Origin of the sequence: Planctomicrobium stercoris, from assembly GCF_051465655.1 — a bacterium.
Taxonomy (GTDB): Bacteria; Planctomycetota; Planctomycetia; order Planctomycetales; family Planctomycetaceae; genus Planctomicrobium.
In genome coordinates, this window is record NZ_CP195791.1 from 2,910,012 (window position 1) to 2,929,000 (window position 18,989).

The following is an 18,989-nucleotide window of genomic DNA, read 5'->3' on the forward strand; positions in this document are numbered from 1 at the left end:
GATTCAGCTCAGAGATTTTCCAACGGCAGTCGTTATCAGGATTCCTATTCATGACCGCACCGAGTGACTGGAACGATCGCTATCGTGATGGAGACCTTCCCTGGGATACAGGTCGACCTTCCACAGAGCTGCAGAACCTTTTCAATCGGTCACCAGTCGCACCCTGCCGGGCGCTGGATATCGGTTGTGGAACGGGGACCAACAGTGTCTGGCTGGCTGAACGCGGTTTCGATATCACCGGTGTCGATCTCGCTTCACTGGCTGTCGAGCGAGCGGAACAGCGGGCAGCGTCTGCTGGAGTTCAGGCCCGCTTCGTCGCCGGAGATTTACTGCAGCTGAGTGATCTGGGGGAACCGTTTCAATTCTTCTTTGACCGGGGCTGTTACCACGTAATTCGTCGCGACGTCCCCGGTGCGTATGCCCCGGCGGTCGCCCGGCATCTCGCAGACGGCGCTCGCGGATTGATCCTCGCCGGGAATGCCCGCGAACCCCATGATCCAGGCCCGCCGGTCGTGACGGAAGAACAGATCCGCGAAGACCTCGGAACGGAATTCAAGATCCTCGACCTGCACGAGTTTCGATTCGATGAGGCCCCCGGCGTGCCGGTTCGATTCCTGGGCTGGTCCTGTTTTGTTGAGAAACGCTGATGAAACTGATTGACCCGACTGTTCCGCTGGACGCAAAGTCACTCCCATGATTCTGCATGTCGACATGGATGCGTTTTATGCCTCCGTGGAAGAGCGCGACCGGCCGGAACTGGTGGGACAGCCGTTGATCGTGGGGGGGACTCCGGACCGGCGCGGTGTCGTGGCTGCTGCGAATTACGTTGTCCGTCGTTTCGGCGTGCATAGCGCGATGACGACGAGTACCGCGCTCAAACTCTGCCCGCAGGCGATCGTCCTCCCTGTCCGGATGAGTTACTACGCAGGGATCTCGGAACAGATCCGCGAGATCTTTTTTCGGTACACCCCGCTGGTCGAACCGCTTTCTCTGGATGAAGCGTTTCTCGATGTGAGTGGATCAGTCCAGCTCTTTGGAAACGCTCAGGAGATCGCCCGGAGAATCAAGCAGGAGATCTGGAACGAAACGCAACTGGTCGCGTCGGTCGGCGTCGCTCCCAACAAGTTTCTCGCGAAGATTGCCAGTGACCTGAAGAAGCCGGATGCACTCGTCGTCGTCGAACCCGATCAGGTTCAGGCGTTTCTCGATCCGCTTCCAATCAGCCGTCTCTGGGGAGTTGGTGAAGCGACGCTCAAAGAGTTTCAGCGAATCGGAGTTCAAACCATTGGCGACATCCGTCGTCTCAATCGGGAACAGCTGACCCAGCAATTCGGCCAGCCCGGAGACCGCTTCTGGAATCTGGCTCATGGGCGGGACGATCGAAAGGTGGTCCCCGACCGTGAAGCCAAGTCGATTTCGCACGAAACGACATTCCCCACGAATCTCCACGATCCAGAAATCCTTCTCTCCTGGCTGCAGGATCTGACAGCACAGGTGGCCCGGCGTCTGCGTCGCTCCGGACTGAAAGGAAAAACGGTTCAGCTCAAGCTCCGTTTCGCAGACTTTCATACGATCACCCGTTCGCAGACACTCGCTCAAACCACCGACAACACGGACGACCTCTGGCTGTCCGCCTCCGCGTTACTTCGACAGAGTCTTCCCGAGACGCACCGCGGAATTCGACTGCTGGGAATGGGGGTCAGCAGTCTTGAAGCTCGACAGCAGCTGCGGCAGCTGGACCTGTTCGAAGACGAAGAGCATCAAAAGAAGGAACGACTGGATGTGGTCACCGATCAGCTGCAGGACAAGTTCGGGGCCGGGATCCTGATGCGGGGGAGCGGACTTCTTCGCCGAGCCAGTGAGAAGCCGGAACAATAAAGCAGCCAGACTGAGAAACGGAAAGTCGGAGTGTGTCGATGACGACGAAGGATTTTGGTCCGATTGAAAGCGATTACGCATTCTTTATGAGTCATGCCACGGAGGCTGAAAGTGATGTTGCTGAATACGTGCGCCAGCTGCGCGGGTTCACGTCCGGAAGAGAAGCAATCCACATGCTCGATTTCGGCTGCGGGACCGGGAACTTCACCCAGCAATTCCTGAACGCAATGAACTGGCCGGTCGACTCGCTGCATCTCACACTTGTCGAACCGGTGCGGCATCAACAGGAGCAGGCCGCCAGGAACTTGTCCCCGTACAGCCGCTTTCCGATCGAAATCCCGGCAGGACTTTCGTCGGTCCAGCCGTCCCTGTTCGACGTTGTGCTTGTGAATCACGTCCTTTATTACGTCGATGATCTGGAATCAACGGTCCCTCAACTCGCCAGGTTACTGAAGCCCGAGGGAAAGCTGCTGATCACCATCGCCGGCTGGGACAACTCGTTGAATCAATTCTGGAAGATCGGGTTTGAACTGCTGGGCAGACCGATTCCCTATTACGTCTCTGAGGACGTCGAGGCAATTCTGAATCGGCTGGGACTCCCCTTTCGAAAATCGAAGGCCGCCTACCGACTCACCTTTCCCGACACCATCGACAACCGCATGAAGATCCTGCGGTTCCTGTTCGGCGAACACTTGCACGAGATCTCACCGCAACTCCTGCTGGGCGGATTCGATCGCTATGTGCAGGGAGAGGAGATTCTGATCGAAACGGACAGCGATCATTATCTCATCGAACGTTGATCGCGTTGTGACTCCGACCGGAAACGTTATTCGTATCGTAACGTCGAGTCGACCGGCTCGCGGGGCATAGGCGCGGGGCTGGACCGGTCGGCTTGCGGGGCGGTCGCGGGAAGTTCAAGCGACCATAAGCCGACTCGTCGGGAGATCGCTTCCGCTTCCGCCGCCTTCAAACGACGCTTCATGTCGTTGCGGAAGGGATACTGAAGATGTGCTTTGCTCAGCCCGTTGCGGATGAGCTCTTCATTCAGGCAGGTTTCTCCCAGATAAACGAACGCCAGTGTTCGCTGGTATCTATCGAATCGCTCCTGATCGAAGACTAATGTGACCCATTTCCCTTCGCAGAACTGCCGGGTGAAATCGCTGGCCTCTGGGCCAAACGGCTCGATGGGAGAATTCGGCTTCTTTGTTTCCGGGGTGTTCACACCCAACAGCCGGACCCGCTCTCCGCCATCGAGCAGCAGTGTGTCGCCGTCCACGACGCGGAGCACCCGCACCTGAGCCGTTTCCGGATGGTCGTTCGTCGAAGTGGACGAAGGACTCCAGCGACCCGGAGGGATGCCGTTGCTGCTGGTCGTCAACTGGCGAACGACGACCAGCAGGATGATGACAAGAAGAAACTGAAGTGCCCGGCCCATGTCTCTTCCCGGCCTGTGCCGATCGCGCCTGCCGCCTCAGGGTGTCGGTTCATTCCCCGTGAGAGTTGGCGCAAAACAGACTATGCGAAATGCCCGGCCTTGTCTGTTCTCCACGATTCAGTTCTGGCTGTACTTCAGTCGGGCACCTGGGCGTGCCGGTCCCAGCGGGGCTTTCAGATACTGATGGGCACAGTTCACGCACAACTCATATTTGAACTGTCGTGGCTCGGATTCACTGAGTTCATCATCCCCGGTGCTGCCGGTTGCTGCGATCAGGTCTGCAATCTGTTCGAGGTGATCCATGTCGAGATCATCGTCTGTCAGTTCGTCCGGATCGTATGCCGGTGCCACCTCGATTTTTGCGACAAAGTGGTGTTGTCCCATTGCCCGTCCACAAAGATCACACGTGTAGTGGATCATCTTTGCCGAAACCTTTCGAATATGAAACAGCCGGGAAACCCGGTGAAAGCCATGCGAGTCAGGAAACTGCTGCTGTTGCGAATAAAACGGGCCGGAAGTCATCTCCGGAACAGTGAATTGAATTCGAATCGTTTTACCAGCGGTGCAAACTGCCTCGCCGCAAATTCAAGACGAGAAAACGTCATGGAGTGGGTGCATCTGCTTGAAGTTGTCTGGATCGATTTAACCAAAAACTGACGAGACACGGAAGCGAGAAATGAACGAATTTTGACGGTTGAGAAACACCGTTTTCTGACTTGATTTTTTACTTGCCAGACAGCTCAACAATCCCTCTCCATCCCTGTGGGGCTGAGCGGTTGTGCTGGGTGATCAGGGCCAGAAGGAAATCCTGCGCCTGGTCGCTTGAGGAGACTTCATGCAGGGATCGGTACGCCTCTTCCCATCGCCCCGCAGTGAACTGCTTCACTCCCTCTTCGAACTTTCTCACGTGGGCATCGCTCAGGTCTGAGAACTCTCCTTCGGGGGGAAGCAGCTCGCTGACCGTCAGTGGCGTCTCCATCCCATACGGCCGGACGGTGGCCAGTTGACGGAGTCGCCCTTCCTGCGAGCTGAGCCCTTCCCGCGCCAGCTGCGCGGTCGCTTCATCGAGAATGATCGGGACATGCAGTCGCTTCGTCATGCCTTCCAGCCGGCTGGCGAGATTCACCACGGGACCGAAGACCGTCACTGAAACCCGTCCTCCCGTCCCGATCTTCCCAGCGACAGCCTGTCCGTGTGCCACGCCGATTCCGACGCGGAAGTCCGACAGGGCGTGATCGCGATTCCGCTGAATCTTGAGGAACTCTCTTCGAATCTCCAGTGCGGCCCGACAGGCTTTCAATGGAGCGTCTTCCGAAGGAAAAGGCCAGCCCCAGAAGCCCAGAACGGCATCCCCCAGGAAGTCGCCCGTCACGCCGCCGTGATTCAGAATGCCGGTCGTCATGATCTCCAGTGCCCCGTTCACGCGGGCCAGCAGTCCCTGCAGATCATTCATCATCTCTTCAGCATGCTGGCTGAAGCCACGCAGATCGCAGAACAGTACCGTGACTGAACAGACCCGCGGCTGCAGGAGTGCAGCATTCAGTTCACCGTTCCGGCCGGTCTCTTCCAGAGCTTTCAGAATCGGCGGAGAGAGGAACTGGCGAAGGATCGAGAGCTGCCCTTCCATCCGGTTGGTTCGTTCCGATGATCCAATCACCTCTCCGATCAGCTGGGCGAAACGCACATCCGATTGCAGGTTCCGCCGCATTGGGTGAGTCTCATGCAGCGGCTGGTCCAGCTGACCCGCAACATAGACTCCCCATTGCTCCTGACCGCGACGCGCGACTGGCGTGCAGAACGACCAGTCGAATTCGGATTGAACAGTGTATTCGGAATTCTCACCCGCGTTCTTTTCCCAGACATGCAGTACGGAATGTCCGCCGTGCATCGCATCGCGGACCAGGCCGACGCTCGGTCGGAACGAGCCGTGAGTTTCGGTTCTGCGCTCCCACGCGAGGACATGCACCGCATCTTTGGCATCGAGGCTGACGATGGCGACCGCCTCAGCGTGACGAATCCCAGCCAGAATGAGCGATGCCAGGTGCGAATGCTGCTCCTCTTGATTCAAGCCCATCGCAATGACCCCCGGCAGACGGGCCAAGGCCTCCATGCGGCGGTCAGCGTCTTCGAACACGACTTGCTGAAGTTCCGCATGCGAGAACGAAATCTCCTGCACCGGGTGTTCCGGCAACGGAGACATCGGCTGAAGTTCGCGAAGCAGAAAACTCGTCTCCCCAATAACGAACCGTTGTCCGGCAGCCAGCGTGAAAGACTCGGAGGGATTCCCGTCGAAGTAAATGGGATTGGACGTCTTCTTCAGCCGGGAGACTTTGATGCCGTCGGAAGTCGCTTCAAGTTTCACGTGCTGACGAGACAGCCAGATGTCCCAGGCGATGGGAATGTCACAGTCGGCGGAACGGCCCAGCACGTATGTTTTGCTCGGTTCGAGACGCTGTTTGGCCCGCTGTTGAGGATCTTTGCCTTCGACGAGAAGTTGCCACGTCATGTTTGAAGTCTCTGATGCCGGGAGACCTGAAAAGAGGTCTTGTTGTCGTAACAGATTCTAGAGCGGTGTTGCCAAAGTTCTATAGCGTTCCACAGGCGATCTCGTGATCAATCAAACAGATTTCATGCGGCCGAAACGTCCATTGAGTCTGTCGACGCACTCGACAAACCGCTCGCCGCGCCGCTCGTAGTTCGCGAACTCGGAATGGCTGGCACAGGCGGGTGAGAACAGGATCGTTCCCCCTGCGACCGACCTTTCCCAGGCCCATTCAACCGCCGCCTCCAGGGATTCGCAAACGGTCACGGCATCGGACGTCAAAGAGGAATTCGGGGCGACACTCAACAGGTCGCGAATCGCTGTTGCGGTATCGCCGATCAACGCCACTCCGTGAACACGCGTTGCCACCTCGCCCACCAGTGGAGCAAGATCGACCCCTTTATCTTTCCCCCCTGCAATGAGAATGACAGGGCCAGTGAGGCAACGCAGGGCGGCGATCGTGGCTTCCGGCGTGGTCGCCTTGGAATCGTTGATGAACGTTCGACCGTCGATCTCAGCGACGAGCTCCAGCCGGTGCGGAAGCGTCCGAAAGTTTTGAAGCACAGTCGCAATGTTGTGAATCGGAATCTCCAGTCCGACCACAACGGTCGCCAGCGCCGCTGCCACGTTGCAAAGGCCATGAGGAGTCTGCAGACTGGGGGCCAGATCCGCAGCTTCAACCAGCCAGCCTCCAGTTGTAGTTCGCACGGCAATCCCGGCATTGCTCAGATGCACGCCGGGACGATCTCTCCAGACCTCGTGGCCGAACCAGATCACTTTTGCATCCGTCGGCCACAGAGAAGAGTCTGCATCGTCTGCGTTCAGGACCGCGAGATTCTCGGCCGTCTGCCAGCTGAGTGCTGCCTGCTTTGCTTCTCGATACCGGTCCAGCGACCCGTGCCAGTCGACGTGATTCGCGAAGAAATTGGTGACGACGGCAACATCCGGTTTTGGCTGAAGTCGATCGAGATCCGCCAGCTGGAAGCTGCTGAGTTCCAGAACGACGAATTCGTCTTCACCAATGTCGTCGACCTCCGGCAGCAGGCTGCGACCGATATTTCCCCCCAGCCGAGATTTCACCCCCGCAGCCTGCAGGCTCTGATGAATCAACGTCGCGGTCGTCGACTTCCCTGTGCTTCCGGTCACTACGATCTTCCTGCCGCGACACAGCTGCCAGAAGAGATTGATTTCGCTGGTGACCTCGATTCCGGCCGCACGAGCCAGTTCGAGAAATCGATTCCCTTCCCGCTTCACAGCGGGATTCACAACGATCATGTCCGAGTCGGTGAAGTCCCTGTCACGATGTTCACCCAGGACCAGCTGGTCGAGTTTCGAAACGTCGAACTTCTGCAGACTCGATTCGAGTTGCTGCTCTGACTGCAGATCCGTGAGCGTGACTCGCGCGCCCCGGTCGAGCAGAAACTGCACCGCCCCCAGCCCGCCTCCAAACTGACCCAGGCCCATCACTGTGACCCGTTTACCGGAGAGGTCTGCGAACGAGGACATGGATCACTCTCTGCCTGTCACCCAGACTGCATCGGCCAGTCGAAGGAAGGAACGGGGCTATTCGAGGGGAAGGTCCACAGGGACATTTTCAGCGGCACTGCGGGTCACCGCTTCGAGGAATTCCACGTATTTGATGGCGGTTGAGAAGTCGTTGAGAGCGACCTTCTTTCCACCACGGATGGCCCCGATGAATTCCTCTTCGACCCGCCATGCGCCGGTCTCTTCCGCCGGGATTTCCAGACGTGACAGTTCCTTGTCCTCCGCGCGTCCGATGAAGACCTGCTCTTCCCCATCCACGAAATGGACCTTGACCGTCCCGCGGCTGCCGTACAGATGAATCTGTGTTCCCGGCCCGAAGAGGATCACTCCGCTGAAGTGATACATCGCGCGGGCTCCCCCTTGCAGTTCAGCGAGCACCTGCACGCTGTCAGGGACGGTGGCGCTGGCGAAGCGGCTTTCTTCCGGAAGCGGCCGGGTCGGTTCGAACAGCTCCGTCAATGCGAAGACCTGCGAGGCCTGCGGCACCCATCGAAGCAGTGTTTCCTGAACGATTCCCAGGGTCAGCAGATTGTTGCCGGAGATCTCCGCATCCTGTCGCCAGTGCAGCGGCTTGCTGTAGTCCCAGAACTGATCATTGGCCCCCAGGACAACCACTTCCCGCAGGTCGCCCAGGAAATGGTTCTTGATCAGATGTTCGACAGCCGGTCCGCAGGTGAGTCCCAAGGGACTGGGGACCACCTGAGTCACCAGTTCGGGATGCTCTTTCGAGACCGCCAGCATGGCGCGGGCTTCCGCCAGATTCCGGGCCATGCGTGCCTGCGTGAGCACATGCTTTCCTGCCCGCAGAGCGGCACAGGTGATTTCAGCATGCGTATTCGGCCAGGTCCCGACGACTACGGCGTCAATCTCCGGGTCCGCGATCAGCGACTGCCATGACGAAAAAACTTTGGGAATAGAGAATTCTGATGCGACGCTCTGGCTGGAGGCTTCGGTCCGGTTGGCCACGCCGACGATTTCCACTCCATCAATTGCTCGCAAGCCGGGAATGTGCCTGAGCCTGGTGATCTGCCCAGCGCCAATCAACCCGATCCGAACTGCCTTCGCCATGCCAACTCAGCCTTCAAAGAATACGTTTGAATTCAAACTCAAGGGAATCCCCAGCGACCTCACGTCCGAGGAAACCGTGCAGAATATCGAAGTCTAAACGAAATCGGGAGTGTGCCAGCAAAAACTCCGCCAGCCGAACGCCCTACTCGCCCCCCGGACGACGGTGCCATCAACGCCGGTGAATTCCCTCTCAATGGCCCTTTTGGTCGCATCGTCCAACTCTGCAAGTCAGGACGCAAAGATCGTGAAATGTCAGGGAGCAAACAGGAGAATTGCCTCGAGTTCGACTTCCACTCCGCGTCTCGAAGTCCATATTTGTCACAAACGAGTTAGACAATTCGCCCTGTTGCGATCAAAAATGAGATCACTTCGACATTCGTCGGAATTTGATTGCAGAGGAAGCTTACATTGGCGAACCCATCTTCCATTTTCAATGTCAGCTCCCGGGTGATGCTGGCGATTGTCTCGATCGGCTTCGCGGGGTGCTCAGATCGTCCCGACTCGAAATCTCCAATGACGAATCCTCATTCTCCTATCGATCCCGCTGTCCTAGAACTTCATGAGCTCATTGAATCCGGGAGTGTTGTCGACATCCGCGTTGCGCTCGCGAACTCTGCTTTGATCAATGCTCCGGGGCATGTTGGACGGACCGCATTGATCGAAGCGATTTCCACAAAAGACATTGAGAAGGTCAGGCTTTTGATCGAACTGGGGGCAGATGTTGAAATTACTGATGATTTCAACAGCACACCCTTAAGTCACGCAGTTCAGGACGATTTTCCTGCAGCAGTCGAACTTCTTTTGAGCCACCATGTCGATCGTGGGTATCACCCCAAGTATCCGCTGAAGAAAATTGAACCTCCAAAACAGATTTTCCAGCCGGAGTTGCCTGAAGAGTTGAAACAAGTTTTTACTGAAGAACAATGGCGTCAACAGCTGGACAAGACGCAAGAACTCCTGAGGGAACATTGGGAAAACCCAAAGGTTCGGCCGGTCATCTCGGATGTCGATAGCGTTGAAGTCCTCAAGCTATTGCTGGCTGCGGGAGACGATGTGAATCTTGCTCCCAACGAGGTCAAACGAGCATGGGTGGGATTAAAGCCTGAAACAGAATTCCGATCCAACAAGAGCGACTATCAACAGCACAAAAATCCCAGTTACGGCAAATCGAACCCGGAACTGATGAATTTTGCCTTTTGGCAAGACATGATTAGAAGGGGCGGAAATTCATACGCCGCCCGTACACATTTCGGTGATGAGAGTCCCTTTTCAGTTCCCGGAGCAGTCTGGTGCTTCGACCGATTTGGATCGGCATTGGTTCCTCTCCCGGACGGCAGGTTTGTCCAGATCGCTGGAGAACACGAAGACCACTATGACCCCGACTTTTTCATCTACAACGACGTTGTTGTGCATGATGGAAAGGGAGAATTTCAGATCTACGGATATCCCAAAGACATTTTCCCGCCGACCGATTTTCATTCCGCGACACTTTGCCCGGACGGGATCTATATCATTGGATGTCTTGGGTACATGGACCAGCGACAACAGGGTTTCACGCCCGTCTACCGACTCTCCCTGGATACATGGAAGATCGAGAAAGTCGAGACCTTTGGTGAGATGCCGGGATGGATTCACCGGCATCAGGCCACCTATGACGCCGGTCGAAACAGGGTCACCATCGCACGAGGCGAAATTGACGCTGCGACAGCGGACGGAACGACCGATCTGATTCCGAATCCGGATCGATTTGAGCTGAATCTGGCTGACTTCACGTGGAAGAAGCTGGACTGAAGGAGCAACGGGAGATGAAGCCGCCGCACGCTGCGGCCGCACCTACGTGGTGTAATCTGCGTTCAAATGGATGTATTCCGCTGTCAGGTCGCAGGTCCAGTAGCTGACCTGGGACTTTCCGAGTCGGAACTGCAGGTCGATGGTCACTTCGCCGGACTTCATCGAGTTCGAGAGAACCGCCTCATCGTAGGAGAGCGGCCGGCCTGCTTCGTAGATGATCACGCCGTTGAGGATCAGGGACAGGTCCTGCTCCTGGAACGCGACACCGGCGTATCCTGCTGCCGAGACGATGCGGCCCCAGTTCGGGTCGTTTCCCGTCACAGCTGTTTTGACGAGCGGACTGTCACACACAGCCTTGGCGATCAGCCGGGCGTCTGCTTCCGTGGGCAACCCCTGCACGTTCACGGTAACGAAGTGCCCGGCTCCTTCGGCATCCCGGATGATCTTCTTTGCCAGTTCCATGCAGACTTCATTCAGGGTCGACTGGAATGTTTCCAGGCTGTGATCCGAACCGCAGCTGACCCCGGCGGTTCCATTCGCCAGCAGCAACACCGTATCGCTGGTGCTGGTATGTCCTTCCACGGAGATATTGTTGAAGCTCCGGTTGACCGCTGTACGCAACATTTCGGTGAGTGAACCGTGTGGGAGCAAGGCATCGGTCATGACGAGGGCCAGCATGGTGGCCATGTTCGGAGCAATCATAGCTGCCCCTTTGCAGACACCTGTAATCGTCACCGTGATCCCCTCGATCACGCATGTCCGGGTCACGATCTTTTCGACCGTGTCGGTCGTCATAATCGCCTGGGCGGCGGACTGCAGATGCGTTGAATCTTTACCGAGCGTCAGGACCGCTTCACGGATGCCGTTCTCGATCTTGTCCAGCGGCAGAAACTTGCCGATCACTCCGGTCGAGCAGACCAGCACATCCTCTTCCCCGGCCCCGATCAGTTCAGCAACAAGTGCCGTCATCTGTTTGGCGTCGCTGATCCCCCGTTCTCCGGTGCAGGCATTCGAGTTTCCGGAATTGATGATGACGCCACGCACTGTGGCGGAAGGAACCCGTTCGCGAGAAACGATCACCGGCGCACCGACAACACGGTTACGGGTGAAGACTCCGGCAGCAGTGGCTGGTTTGTTGGAAACGAACAGCGCCAGGTCCGATTTGCCAGACGCCTTGATTCCGCAGGTCACGCCGGTGGCCTGAAAGCCTCGCGGGAGTTTCTCTTCGATCGACATTACTGGGTCCTTGCAGTCAGTGGTCTTCCTCTGCCGCCCCGAAAAGGCAGCGGAGAAATTGCGACGCTCAGTGTAGTTCCCCAGCGAAAGTTGAAAAGCGGATCCTTCGGATTCCCATTTCGGGTGAGAATCATTGGCCTGCGAGAGTTCGACGTTTCTCGCTCCCGTGACGTGTGAGTCGTCCGGTCGTGACAGATCCGACAGCGACGGTTTTGGATTTCACAAAATCTGCAGCGACAAGATGAATTCTTTCGCAAGACACCATCCCAGCCGACGATAACCCGATGGAGCCGCCCCCTGGTTGCCTGCAAGGTGTATTCGGATGGACCGCAATGTCAACGTAATTGCTCTGGTCAAAGATGGCGAGCGCTATGTCTTCCTGTATGACGACAAAAGCGTTCCTCAACTTCTTCAGACTCTGGGACGTTACGCCGCCGATCCGGAATTGAACTTCACCTGGTATGACGCTGCCGTCCTCAGCCAGAAAGTGCGTCGACTGCAGACCGATTCTGCAAAACCTGCCGAGAAACCCTTCCGCCGCACGGCGTGATCCGTTCCGGCAGATTACGCCATTGTTCCTGCTGCGGTGACATCCTGAATGAACAGTGCCGTCCAACAGTTTCTGCGACACCTCAAGCTTGAGCGGAACGCCTCGGAACTGACAGTGAAATCGTACGGCGACGATTTCGCAAGTTTTGCCGATTACCTCGAAGATCGCGTCGGCGAAATCAGTGATCCACAGCAGGTGACGATTCCAATTCTGCGTGGATACATTTCGTATCTGCACGAATGTCAATATGCCCGAACGACAATTGCGCGTCGTCTGGCATCCTTGCGCAGCTTCTTTCGATACACCACACGGGAAGGAATCACATCTTCCAATCCCGCCCAGGCTCTGAGAACGCCCCGGACAGGTCGCAAGCTGCCGCACTTCCTGACCACAGAACAGATCGCACTGTTGCTGGAGGCTCCCCCGGCGAATGAGCCGATGGGGCTGCGCGACCGCGCGATTCTCGAGACGCTGTACTCCGCCGGACTGCGTGTTGCGGAACTCGTCGGCCTCAATATCGGAGACTGGGACCGGGGCGCGAACATTCTGCGAGTGTTCGGTAAAGGGAAGAAGGAACGGATCGCCCCCATCGGAAGTTACGCTGCCAAGGCACTGGACCAATGGCTTTCCGTGCGGTCGGTCGACCCGCAGGCGCCAGCGGACGAGCTGGATGCACTCTTTCTCAACCGCTTCGGACGTCGACTCACGACCCGCAGTATCGGCCGGATGCTGGAGAAGCATCTCCAGGACACCGGCCTGGATCAGCTCACTTCACCGCATACCTTGCGACACAGCTTCGCGACCCATCTTCTGGATGGGGGTGCGGACCTGCGCAGCGTGCAGGAACTCCTGGGGCACAAGAGTCTGACCACCACTCAGATCTACACGCACGTGAGCACGCGTCGTATGCGGGAGACGTACGAGCACGCGCATCCGCATTCACACAGAGATTCCTGAACAGCGCTCCCACTTGGGAAGTGGTGCAGCTTTAACGCCGTGCGGCCGCACGAGCGTACTGCACCGGCAGGATCTGGTACGGTTCATTCTCGCCCAGAGCCTCAGCAGCGTGATACGGCCAGTACGGATCTCGCAGCAGTTCTCTGGCAAGCATGACCAGATCGGTATCGCCATTGCGGATGGCCTGATCCGCCTGCTGCGGCTCGGTGATCTGCCAGCTGACAGCTGTTGCAATACCTGTCGCTTCGCGAATCCGGCGGGTGTTCGGCAGCAGGAAGCCCGGTCCCCAGGGGATCTGCGAAATGTCGGGGATGACCATGCCGTGACTGACGTCGAGGAGATCCAGCCCATTCTTCTTCAGCCGGTTCACCAGCTCGATCGATTCTTCGACAGTCACTCCCCCGTCATTCCAGTCCGTGACGGAAAGGCGAATGGTGAGTGGATAACGTTCCGGCCAGACTTCCCGCACCGCGTCAAAGGACTCGGTGAGAAACCGGATGCGGTTCTCGTAGCTGCCGCCGTATTCATCCGTTCGCTGATTCGAGAACGGGGAATAAAACTCGTGGGCCAGATAACCGTGGGCATAGTGCAGTTCAAGCCATTCGAATCCGGCCTCGAGTGATCGCTTCGCTGCCGCGACGAAATCGGACTGAACCCGACGGATGTCCTGCGTGCTCATCTCAACGGGAACTTTGTCGAGTTCCCCCCCAAAGGGGATTGCCGAAGGGGCGATTGTCTGCCATCCCCCCAGCTCTTCACCAATGTGGGCGTTCCCTTCCCAGGGCTTGCTCGCACTCCCCTTACGCCCGGCGTGCGCCAACTGGATTCCGGGAACCGCCCCGTGCTCCTTCATGAAGCGGCAGATTCGCGCAAAGGGTTCAACGTGATCGTCGAGATAGATGCCGCTGTCAGCGGGGGAGATCCGGCCCTCCGGAGAAACGGCCGTTGCTTCGACAACAATCAGTCCAGCCCCGCCGATCGCGCGCGACCCGAGATGAACCAGATGCCAGTCATTCGGAAAACCGTTCTCTGAAGAGTACTGACACATCGGGGAGACCACGATGCGATTCTTCAGCGTGACATCCTTCAGCTGAAACGTATCAAACAACTTCGGCATCGTGGCAACTCCATCAAAATCCGGGCTTTAACAATTCTAAGCGTGTGATTCGATGAGCATAGGAACCACATTTCAAGGTTCGAAAAACTTTTCACCGCAAAGTCGCAAAGGGCGCCAGGTGGTTTCCGAAGCGACTTAGGGTTCAAACCCCTCACTCAAACACAGCACCGCTCATCTGCAATGCGAATCACGTTCCACTTTGGCTGACTGCCGGATCTTTCTTGGGCCGCTCAGGGGGCGTCCACTGATACATCCATGTTTCTGTGAGAGGCTGGCCGCCGGAGCGGAGATAGAGGCGAATATTGATTGGCTCGGTGCTGTCGTCGGTCGGCTTCAGGTCGAACATCGCCCGCCATCCGCTGACCGGTTCGCCGTTCACCTGCCAGAGTGGCCGTGCTGAAGTGATCTCCACTTCACCGCGCGAGGCTTCAATCACCGGCTCCACCTTCGGATTCTCACCGAGTTTGGAGAAGATCTCGCCAGCGAAGTCGACGGCGAACCGCCACGAGAAATACTTGCGAGGCTGGCCGACGATGCCTCCCAGCCCGGTACGGGTCGCGCGAACCGTCGCCAGCGGAGAAGAGACCGGTGGCTTCGATCCCCAGTACAGCTTGTATCCCAGCGACGCTTCTTTTCCTGGCTCCAGCTTCTGTTCCGGATTCCAGAAGGCGACGATGTTATCGAACGTTTCATCAGGTGTCGGGATCTCAACGAGCATCACCGATCCCGGGCCCCAGCCCTGACCATCAGGACCGGGCTTGGGTTCAACCCAGACGCAGGGACGACGCTCGTAGAAAACGCCGTCGTCCTGATAGTGGTCAAAATCGCGGTCCCGCTGCAGGAGTCCGAACCCTTTCGGATTGTTGTCGAAATACGAGTTCACCCGCACGCCGGGCGGATTCACCAGTGGTCGCCAGATCCATTCCCCGCTGCCGTTCCACATCTGCAGTCCGTCGGTGTCGTGGATTTCCGGACGCCAGTCGTTGTCCATCCGCTGATCGTTTTCCCCGTACTGGAACATGCTGGTGAGAGGAGCAATGCCCAGTCGTTCGACTCCCTTTCGAGGGTAGAGAGCCGCGTCAATATCCATGACGAACGTGTCACCCGGCGTCATGAGGAAACGATACGCCCCAGCGACGCTCGGCGAATCCAGGAGTCCATAAACCGTGACAGTTTCGGACTCCTTTGCAGGCCGCTCGAGGTAGTAGGCGACGAAGTTCGGAAACTCTTCCGGCTCGGGCATCCCGCAGTTGATCGCCAGTCCGCGGGCCGATTGACCGTATTGCTTCTCGCCGCCGACCGCACGGAAGTAACTCGCCCCCTGAAAGGCAGCGACGTCACGCTCCATGTCCGGATGAAAATTCAGGCGAAATCCGGCAAAGCCGAGGTTCGTCGGGAGTTCTCCCGGGTGAACACCGCTCTTGCCGTAATCGAACATATCGGAATCGTAGGCGAGTTCCTGGGCCTTGCCGTCAGTGATTTCGAACATGCGGACCGGAGTCTTGATCGTGAACCCCAGATGAAAGAACTTCGCCTCGAAGCTCAGATCGTCCCCATGCCACAGCGACTGTTCCGGTTTAAAGCGAATCGATTGCCAGGAATCCCAGTCGAGTTCCGCGATCGGTGCGGGCAACGTGCTGGGAGGAGCCACATACTCCTTGCCAGCAAGTTCACGAGCTTTCGCCTTAAGAACGTCAAAACTGAACGGCTGCGGATCGCCTAACGGCTTCAGGCCCGCAGCTGCGGATCGATCTCCCAGAAGCAGTGAAATCGGGAAAGAGGATGTGGCCAGCAGCGTAGCTGCACTTTTGAGCAAATCGCGTCGATGCATAATAACAGTGCGGCCTATCGGCAGATTTTGAGTGAGTTCAGCACCAGTTCAGGACGTTCGAGAAGCCTGAAGCTGGCGGTGAAATGCTAGAATATTCGCAGTTGAGTTGAAAGCGATGAATCACGGCTGCTGGTTCTGGTCCGGGAGGGCCCTTCGTGATCGCTCGCCGTTTCTGTAGACTGCACGCTGCATCCGCAGACCAGTGACGGGACCTCGCATGAATCGCATCGACGCTCATCAGCACTTCTGGCAGCTCAGCCAGCCGTTCGACACCAGCTGGCTTCGAACGCCTGCCCACGAGCCGATCTGTCGTGACTTTCTTCCCGAAGATCTGAAACCGCACCTGGATCGTTGCGGAATCGCCAAAAGCATTTTTGTCCAGACGCAGCATCGACTCGAAGAGAATCGCTGGGCTCTGGGGCTCGCGGATCGGCATGATTTTCTGGCAGGTGTCGTCGGATGGGTCGATTTGGCGAGTCCCGATTGTGAGCGCCAGCTGGAAGAGTTTCGTCAGCACCCCAAATTTGTCGGGGTCCGTCATGTCACTCAGGACGAACCCGATGACGATTTCATCATCCGGCCGGATGTCGTTCGCGGGCTGAAAATCCTCGAAAAACATCGTGTGCCGTTTGACCTGCTCTTCTATGTCAAACACCTGAAACACGCTGCCACCCTGGCCCGGCTCCTTCCTGAACTGCCGATGGTGATTGACCACCTTTCGAAGCCGAACATCAAAGCTCAATCCATCAGCGACTGGCTGCCGCACCTGACCGCTGCTGCGCAGTTTCCGAATGTCTACTGCAAAATCTCGGGGATGGTGACCGAGGCGGACTGGAAGAACTGGCGACCGGACGACCTCAAGCCGTACGTGGACCATGTCCTTGAGCAGTTCGGCCCTGAACGCTGTATGTTCGGTTCCGACTGGCCGGTCTGCGAACTGGCGGGCGATTACGAGACCGTCTTCGCTGCGACGGAACGCTGCCTGTCGGGTCTCAGCCAGGCAGACACCGAGAACATTTTCGGCCGAACGGCCCAGCGTTTCTACAACCTGCCTGGATAAGCAGTCAGCTCTCAGTAGTCAGTAGTCAGCAGTCAGCTCTCAGGTTTGACCAAACGGGTTCAGGTGCTACGATTGGGGATGTGCCAAGCACCGGGGGCGATCGGATTCGACTGGTTTTCCGCGGGGTGCTGGTCGCGTGTCGTGGTTGATCGGCTGGCCACGTAAAAAGCTGATCAAAACAATAACTGCCAACAAGCAGTTTGCAATGGTTGCCTAATTAGGCTGCCCTGAACAAGAAATCCCCGTCTGAGGAGTTCGAAGTTCAGTTACAAAATCAGACTGGCTTCAGGTCAACGGCCGCTACGCCTGAAGCGAGATTCGTGGTGGCCTGTCTGCCCGAGGATTCGTACTTTGTTCCAACGGCAGCGAGGACTGTAAACAAGGAACTACACACGTAGAAGCCACATTCCAGGGCTCACAGGACGGGGGTTCAATTCCCCCCGCCTCCAATTTTGAAACAACAAAGCCCTTCGGCAGAGATGTCGAAGGGCTTTGTTGTTTCATGGGTGGCACCCGCACTGATTGGCTCAAATCATCCCTCTGGCCCCATGTTTTGGCGTCGCGATGGGGTGATGCAGGTCTGTTCCGCCCGGGACTCTCCGAGATGGAATCTGTTGGTGAGAGGACTGGGCATCGGGTTACGGGGAAACGCGCCCTTTCGGCAGTTCGCTCTCTCCGCCTGGCAATGCCTCATCAAAAGCTGTCCGGTTCACGGTGCCGCTGGGGCCGAACTGGAACGCGCGCACGTCGACGGGCCAAAGTCTCTCTTCCCGCGGACGCCCCGGCGACTTCCAATCATCAGCCATCAGTCGGACGATCCGGCCGCGTCGAAAGCCTTCCAGCATCTCCGAAAAATGAAGCTTCAGCTGAATTCCGCTGCTGCCCAGTGGAGGATGTTCGTCGATCGTCAAGTCCCTGATTCCAGCTCCTTTTCCGTGTTCGTCGTAGGACCGGAGATTCGGCTCCACGGGCATAACAGAGCAACCGGACATCGGCCTGAACGGGGCGTACAGTTCAGGATCTGAGCCTGCCAGCAGAGTGACCGTCGCTTCCCCGCTGGAGCTGTTCGCTTCGACGTTTGTGGTCGAAGTGATGAGCGCGGGGATCCCACGGAATCGCCGGGAAGCGAGATGCACCTGCCGCTGATGTTCCGTCGCAAGATCCCGACTCTGGGGATCGATCCAGATCTCCGTGCAAAGGCCATCATCCGGGGTCTCGGTGACGCTCTTACGATAAGACGTTCCAAGAATCGTCACCCGCGTCAGGTTCAACTGAGCCACCTGCCCTGCTGTCAGGTCTTCCAGTCGGCCAATGCGATCGCCCAGCCAGACGCGGGTCGCCCGATTCAACAGGAACTGGTGCCGCCCGGACAGACCATTCGTTTCACCCACAGCATCTTCAACTTCGCCGCTCTTCAAACTCACTCGCTCGGCTGTCAGGCGATTGTCCGGGACATCGACGCTGATGATCTTCCAGCCGGATCCCTGTCGTTGATAGAAACTGAAGTCATCTTCAAGAAGAACCGCGTACTTCCACGGGGCGAGGAAATAGATCCTGGGGCTGTCGGGAAACTCCGGCGGCTGGATCTCTGTTTTGCCCGGAGCAGCGAGAAAGAAGGTCCCGTGCAGATGCGTTCCGATTGGGATGTCCCGCAGCTCGGCATAGGCCCCGTGATACCGGATCGTGGCATACGGCAGCATTTCGAAGGTGTGAGGCAGATCCCAGAAGTCGCTCGGAATGTCCGTGTGCTGGTCGGGCCGAAGAATGCCCGTTCCGTTCACGTGTTCAACGTGGGTCAGCTCCCCGGGGATGTACCGCCCGGCGTCTCTGTCCGGGAAGGCATCCAGTCGTGCGACGCGGGGATCCTCCTCTGCGCCCGACAGCGTGGCGATTGCAAAAAGTTGAAGCAGGACCACCAGGCTCTTGGCAGCACTGGAAATGCTTCGAGAATTCGGTTTGATCATGGGGCAGCGTTCTTG

The 18,989-nt window shown here is 57.5% G+C and carries 16 protein-coding genes and 1 other RNA gene; 8 read left to right on the forward strand and 9 right to left on the reverse strand.

The annotated features are described in order from the left end of the window. The first annotated feature begins 50 nt into the window (after positions 1-50). Genes SH661x_RS11965 through SH661x_RS11975 form a run of 3 tightly spaced genes read left to right on the forward strand, consistent with a single transcriptional unit; the run spans position 51 to position 2,678 of the window. On the forward strand, positions 51-647 hold the full coding sequence (locus SH661x_RS11965; protein WP_437231138.1) for a class I SAM-dependent methyltransferase: 597 nt from the start codon (positions 51-53) through the stop codon (positions 645-647). A gap of 46 nt (positions 648-693) precedes the next feature. Further along, entirely contained in the window at positions 694-1,878 is a 1,185-nt protein-coding gene (gene dinB, locus SH661x_RS11970) for a DNA polymerase IV (protein ID WP_437231139.1), read from the forward strand. Between the two features lie 38 nt (positions 1,879-1,916). Next, a complete protein-coding gene (locus SH661x_RS11975) occupies positions 1,917-2,678 on the forward strand; it encodes a class I SAM-dependent methyltransferase (RefSeq protein ID WP_437231140.1) in 762 nt (253 codons plus the stop codon). 26 nt (positions 2,679-2,704) lie between these two features. On the opposite strand, the gene SH661x_RS11980 is transcribed toward SH661x_RS11975, so the two are convergent. The 5 genes from SH661x_RS11980 to SH661x_RS12000 form a co-directional block, all read right to left on the reverse strand. Beyond that, complete coding sequence (locus SH661x_RS11980) at positions 2,705-3,313, reverse strand: thermonuclease family protein (protein ID WP_437231141.1); 609 nt, start codon at positions 3,311-3,313, stop codon at positions 2,705-2,707. A 117-nt stretch (positions 3,314-3,430) separates the two neighbouring features. Then, complete coding sequence (locus SH661x_RS11985; protein WP_437231142.1) at positions 3,431-3,697, reverse strand: hypothetical protein; 267 nt, start codon at positions 3,695-3,697, stop codon at positions 3,431-3,433. 340 nt (positions 3,698-4,037) lie between these two features. After that, on the reverse strand, positions 4,038-5,819 hold the full coding sequence (locus SH661x_RS11990; protein ID WP_437231143.1) for an adenylate/guanylate cyclase domain-containing protein: 1,782 nt from the start codon (positions 5,817-5,819) through the stop codon (positions 4,038-4,040). A gap of 111 nt (positions 5,820-5,930) precedes the next feature. Continuing rightward, the gene (murD, locus tag SH661x_RS11995; protein WP_437231144.1) at positions 5,931-7,361 is read right to left on the reverse strand and encodes a UDP-N-acetylmuramoyl-L-alanine--D-glutamate ligase; all 1,431 of its coding nucleotides are present in this window, start codon (positions 7,359-7,361) and stop codon (positions 5,931-5,933) included. Positions 7,362-7,418: 57 nt separating this feature from the next. Continuing rightward, a complete protein-coding gene (locus tag SH661x_RS12000) occupies positions 7,419-8,468 on the reverse strand; it encodes a Gfo/Idh/MocA family protein (protein WP_437231145.1) in 1,050 nt (349 codons plus the stop codon). Positions 8,469-8,981: 513 nt separating this feature from the next. Here SH661x_RS12000 and SH661x_RS12005 point away from each other — a divergent pair. Further along, on the forward strand, positions 8,982-10,259 hold the full coding sequence (locus tag SH661x_RS12005; protein WP_437231146.1) for an ankyrin repeat domain-containing protein: 1,278 nt from the start codon (positions 8,982-8,984) through the stop codon (positions 10,257-10,259). Positions 10,260-10,301: 42 nt separating this feature from the next. Here SH661x_RS12005 and argJ read toward each other — a convergent pair whose 3' ends face one another. Continuing rightward, positions 10,302-11,495 (reverse strand): bifunctional glutamate N-acetyltransferase/amino-acid acetyltransferase ArgJ, encoded by a 1,194-nt coding sequence (argJ, locus tag SH661x_RS12010; RefSeq protein WP_437231147.1) that lies wholly within the window; start codon positions 11,493-11,495, stop codon positions 10,302-10,304. Between the two features lie 322 nt (positions 11,496-11,817). Here argJ and SH661x_RS12015 point away from each other — a divergent pair, with 322 nt between their 5' ends. Continuing rightward, a complete protein-coding gene (locus SH661x_RS12015; protein ID WP_437231148.1) occupies positions 11,818-12,045 on the forward strand; it encodes a hypothetical protein in 228 nt (75 codons plus the stop codon). Between the two features lie 48 nt (positions 12,046-12,093). Then, positions 12,094-13,002, forward strand: a complete 909-nt coding sequence (gene xerC, locus SH661x_RS12020) for a tyrosine recombinase XerC (RefSeq protein ID WP_437231149.1) — start codon at positions 12,094-12,096, stop codon at positions 13,000-13,002. A 31-nt stretch (positions 13,003-13,033) separates the two neighbouring features. Here the strand turns inward: xerC and SH661x_RS12025 are convergent, their stop codons facing one another. Then, the gene (locus tag SH661x_RS12025) at positions 13,034-14,119 is read right to left on the reverse strand and encodes an NADH:flavin oxidoreductase/NADH oxidase (protein ID WP_437231150.1); all 1,086 of its coding nucleotides are present in this window, start codon (positions 14,117-14,119) and stop codon (positions 13,034-13,036) included. A 187-nt stretch (positions 14,120-14,306) separates the two neighbouring features. After that, complete coding sequence (locus SH661x_RS12030; RefSeq protein WP_437231151.1) at positions 14,307-15,950, reverse strand: glucan biosynthesis protein; 1,644 nt, start codon at positions 15,948-15,950, stop codon at positions 14,307-14,309. Between the two features lie 217 nt (positions 15,951-16,167). On the opposite strand from SH661x_RS12030, the gene SH661x_RS12035 reads away from it, so the two are divergent. Both SH661x_RS12035 and ssrA read left to right on the forward strand, forming a co-directional pair. Then, entirely contained in the window at positions 16,168-17,010 is an 843-nt protein-coding gene (locus SH661x_RS12035) for an amidohydrolase family protein (RefSeq protein WP_437231152.1), read from the forward strand. A 92-nt stretch (positions 17,011-17,102) separates the two neighbouring features. Continuing rightward, positions 17,103-17,462, forward strand: a transfer-messenger RNA (tmRNA) gene (gene ssrA, locus SH661x_RS12040). A gap of 186 nt (positions 17,463-17,648) precedes the next feature. Here ssrA and SH661x_RS12045 read toward each other — a convergent pair. Next, entirely contained in the window at positions 17,649-18,974 is a 1,326-nt protein-coding gene (locus SH661x_RS12045; protein ID WP_437231153.1) for a hypothetical protein, read from the reverse strand. Between the last annotated feature and the right edge of the window lie 15 nt (positions 18,975-18,989).

Coding starts and splice junctions, on each gene's coding strand:
- SH661x_RS11965 (WP_437231138.1), top strand. CDS start 51: ATGACCGCACCGAGTGACTGGAACGATCGCTATCGTGATGGAGACCTT.
- dinB (WP_437231139.1), top strand. CDS start 694: ATGATTCTGCATGTCGACATGGATGCGTTTTATGCCTCCGTGGAAGAG.
- SH661x_RS11975 (WP_437231140.1), top strand. CDS start 1,917: ATGACGACGAAGGATTTTGGTCCGATTGAAAGCGATTACGCATTCTTT.
- SH661x_RS11980 (WP_437231141.1), bottom strand. CDS start 3,313: ATGGGCCGGGCACTTCAGTTTCTTCTTGTCATCATCCTGCTGGTCGTC.
- SH661x_RS11985 (WP_437231142.1), bottom strand. CDS start 3,697: ATGGGACAACACCACTTTGTCGCAAAAATCGAGGTGGCACCGGCATAC.
- SH661x_RS11990 (WP_437231143.1), bottom strand. CDS start 5,819: ATGACGTGGCAACTTCTCGTCGAAGGCAAAGATCCTCAACAGCGGGCC.
- murD (WP_437231144.1), bottom strand. CDS start 7,361: ATGTCCTCGTTCGCAGACCTCTCCGGTAAACGGGTCACAGTGATGGGC.
- SH661x_RS12000 (WP_437231145.1), bottom strand. CDS start 8,468: ATGGCGAAGGCAGTTCGGATCGGGTTGATTGGCGCTGGGCAGATCACC.
- SH661x_RS12005 (WP_437231146.1), top strand. CDS start 8,982: ATGACGAATCCTCATTCTCCTATCGATCCCGCTGTCCTAGAACTTCAT.
- argJ (WP_437231147.1), bottom strand. CDS start 11,495: ATGTCGATCGAAGAGAAACTCCCGCGAGGCTTTCAGGCCACCGGCGTG.
- SH661x_RS12015 (WP_437231148.1), top strand. CDS start 11,818: ATGGACCGCAATGTCAACGTAATTGCTCTGGTCAAAGATGGCGAGCGC.
- xerC (WP_437231149.1), top strand. CDS start 12,094: ATGAACAGTGCCGTCCAACAGTTTCTGCGACACCTCAAGCTTGAGCGG.
- SH661x_RS12025 (WP_437231150.1), bottom strand. CDS start 14,119: ATGCCGAAGTTGTTTGATACGTTTCAGCTGAAGGATGTCACGCTGAAG.
- SH661x_RS12030 (WP_437231151.1), bottom strand. CDS start 15,950: ATGCATCGACGCGATTTGCTCAAAAGTGCAGCTACGCTGCTGGCCACA.
- SH661x_RS12035 (WP_437231152.1), top strand. CDS start 16,168: ATGAATCGCATCGACGCTCATCAGCACTTCTGGCAGCTCAGCCAGCCG.
- SH661x_RS12045 (WP_437231153.1), bottom strand. CDS start 18,974: ATGATCAAACCGAATTCTCGAAGCATTTCCAGTGCTGCCAAGAGCCTG.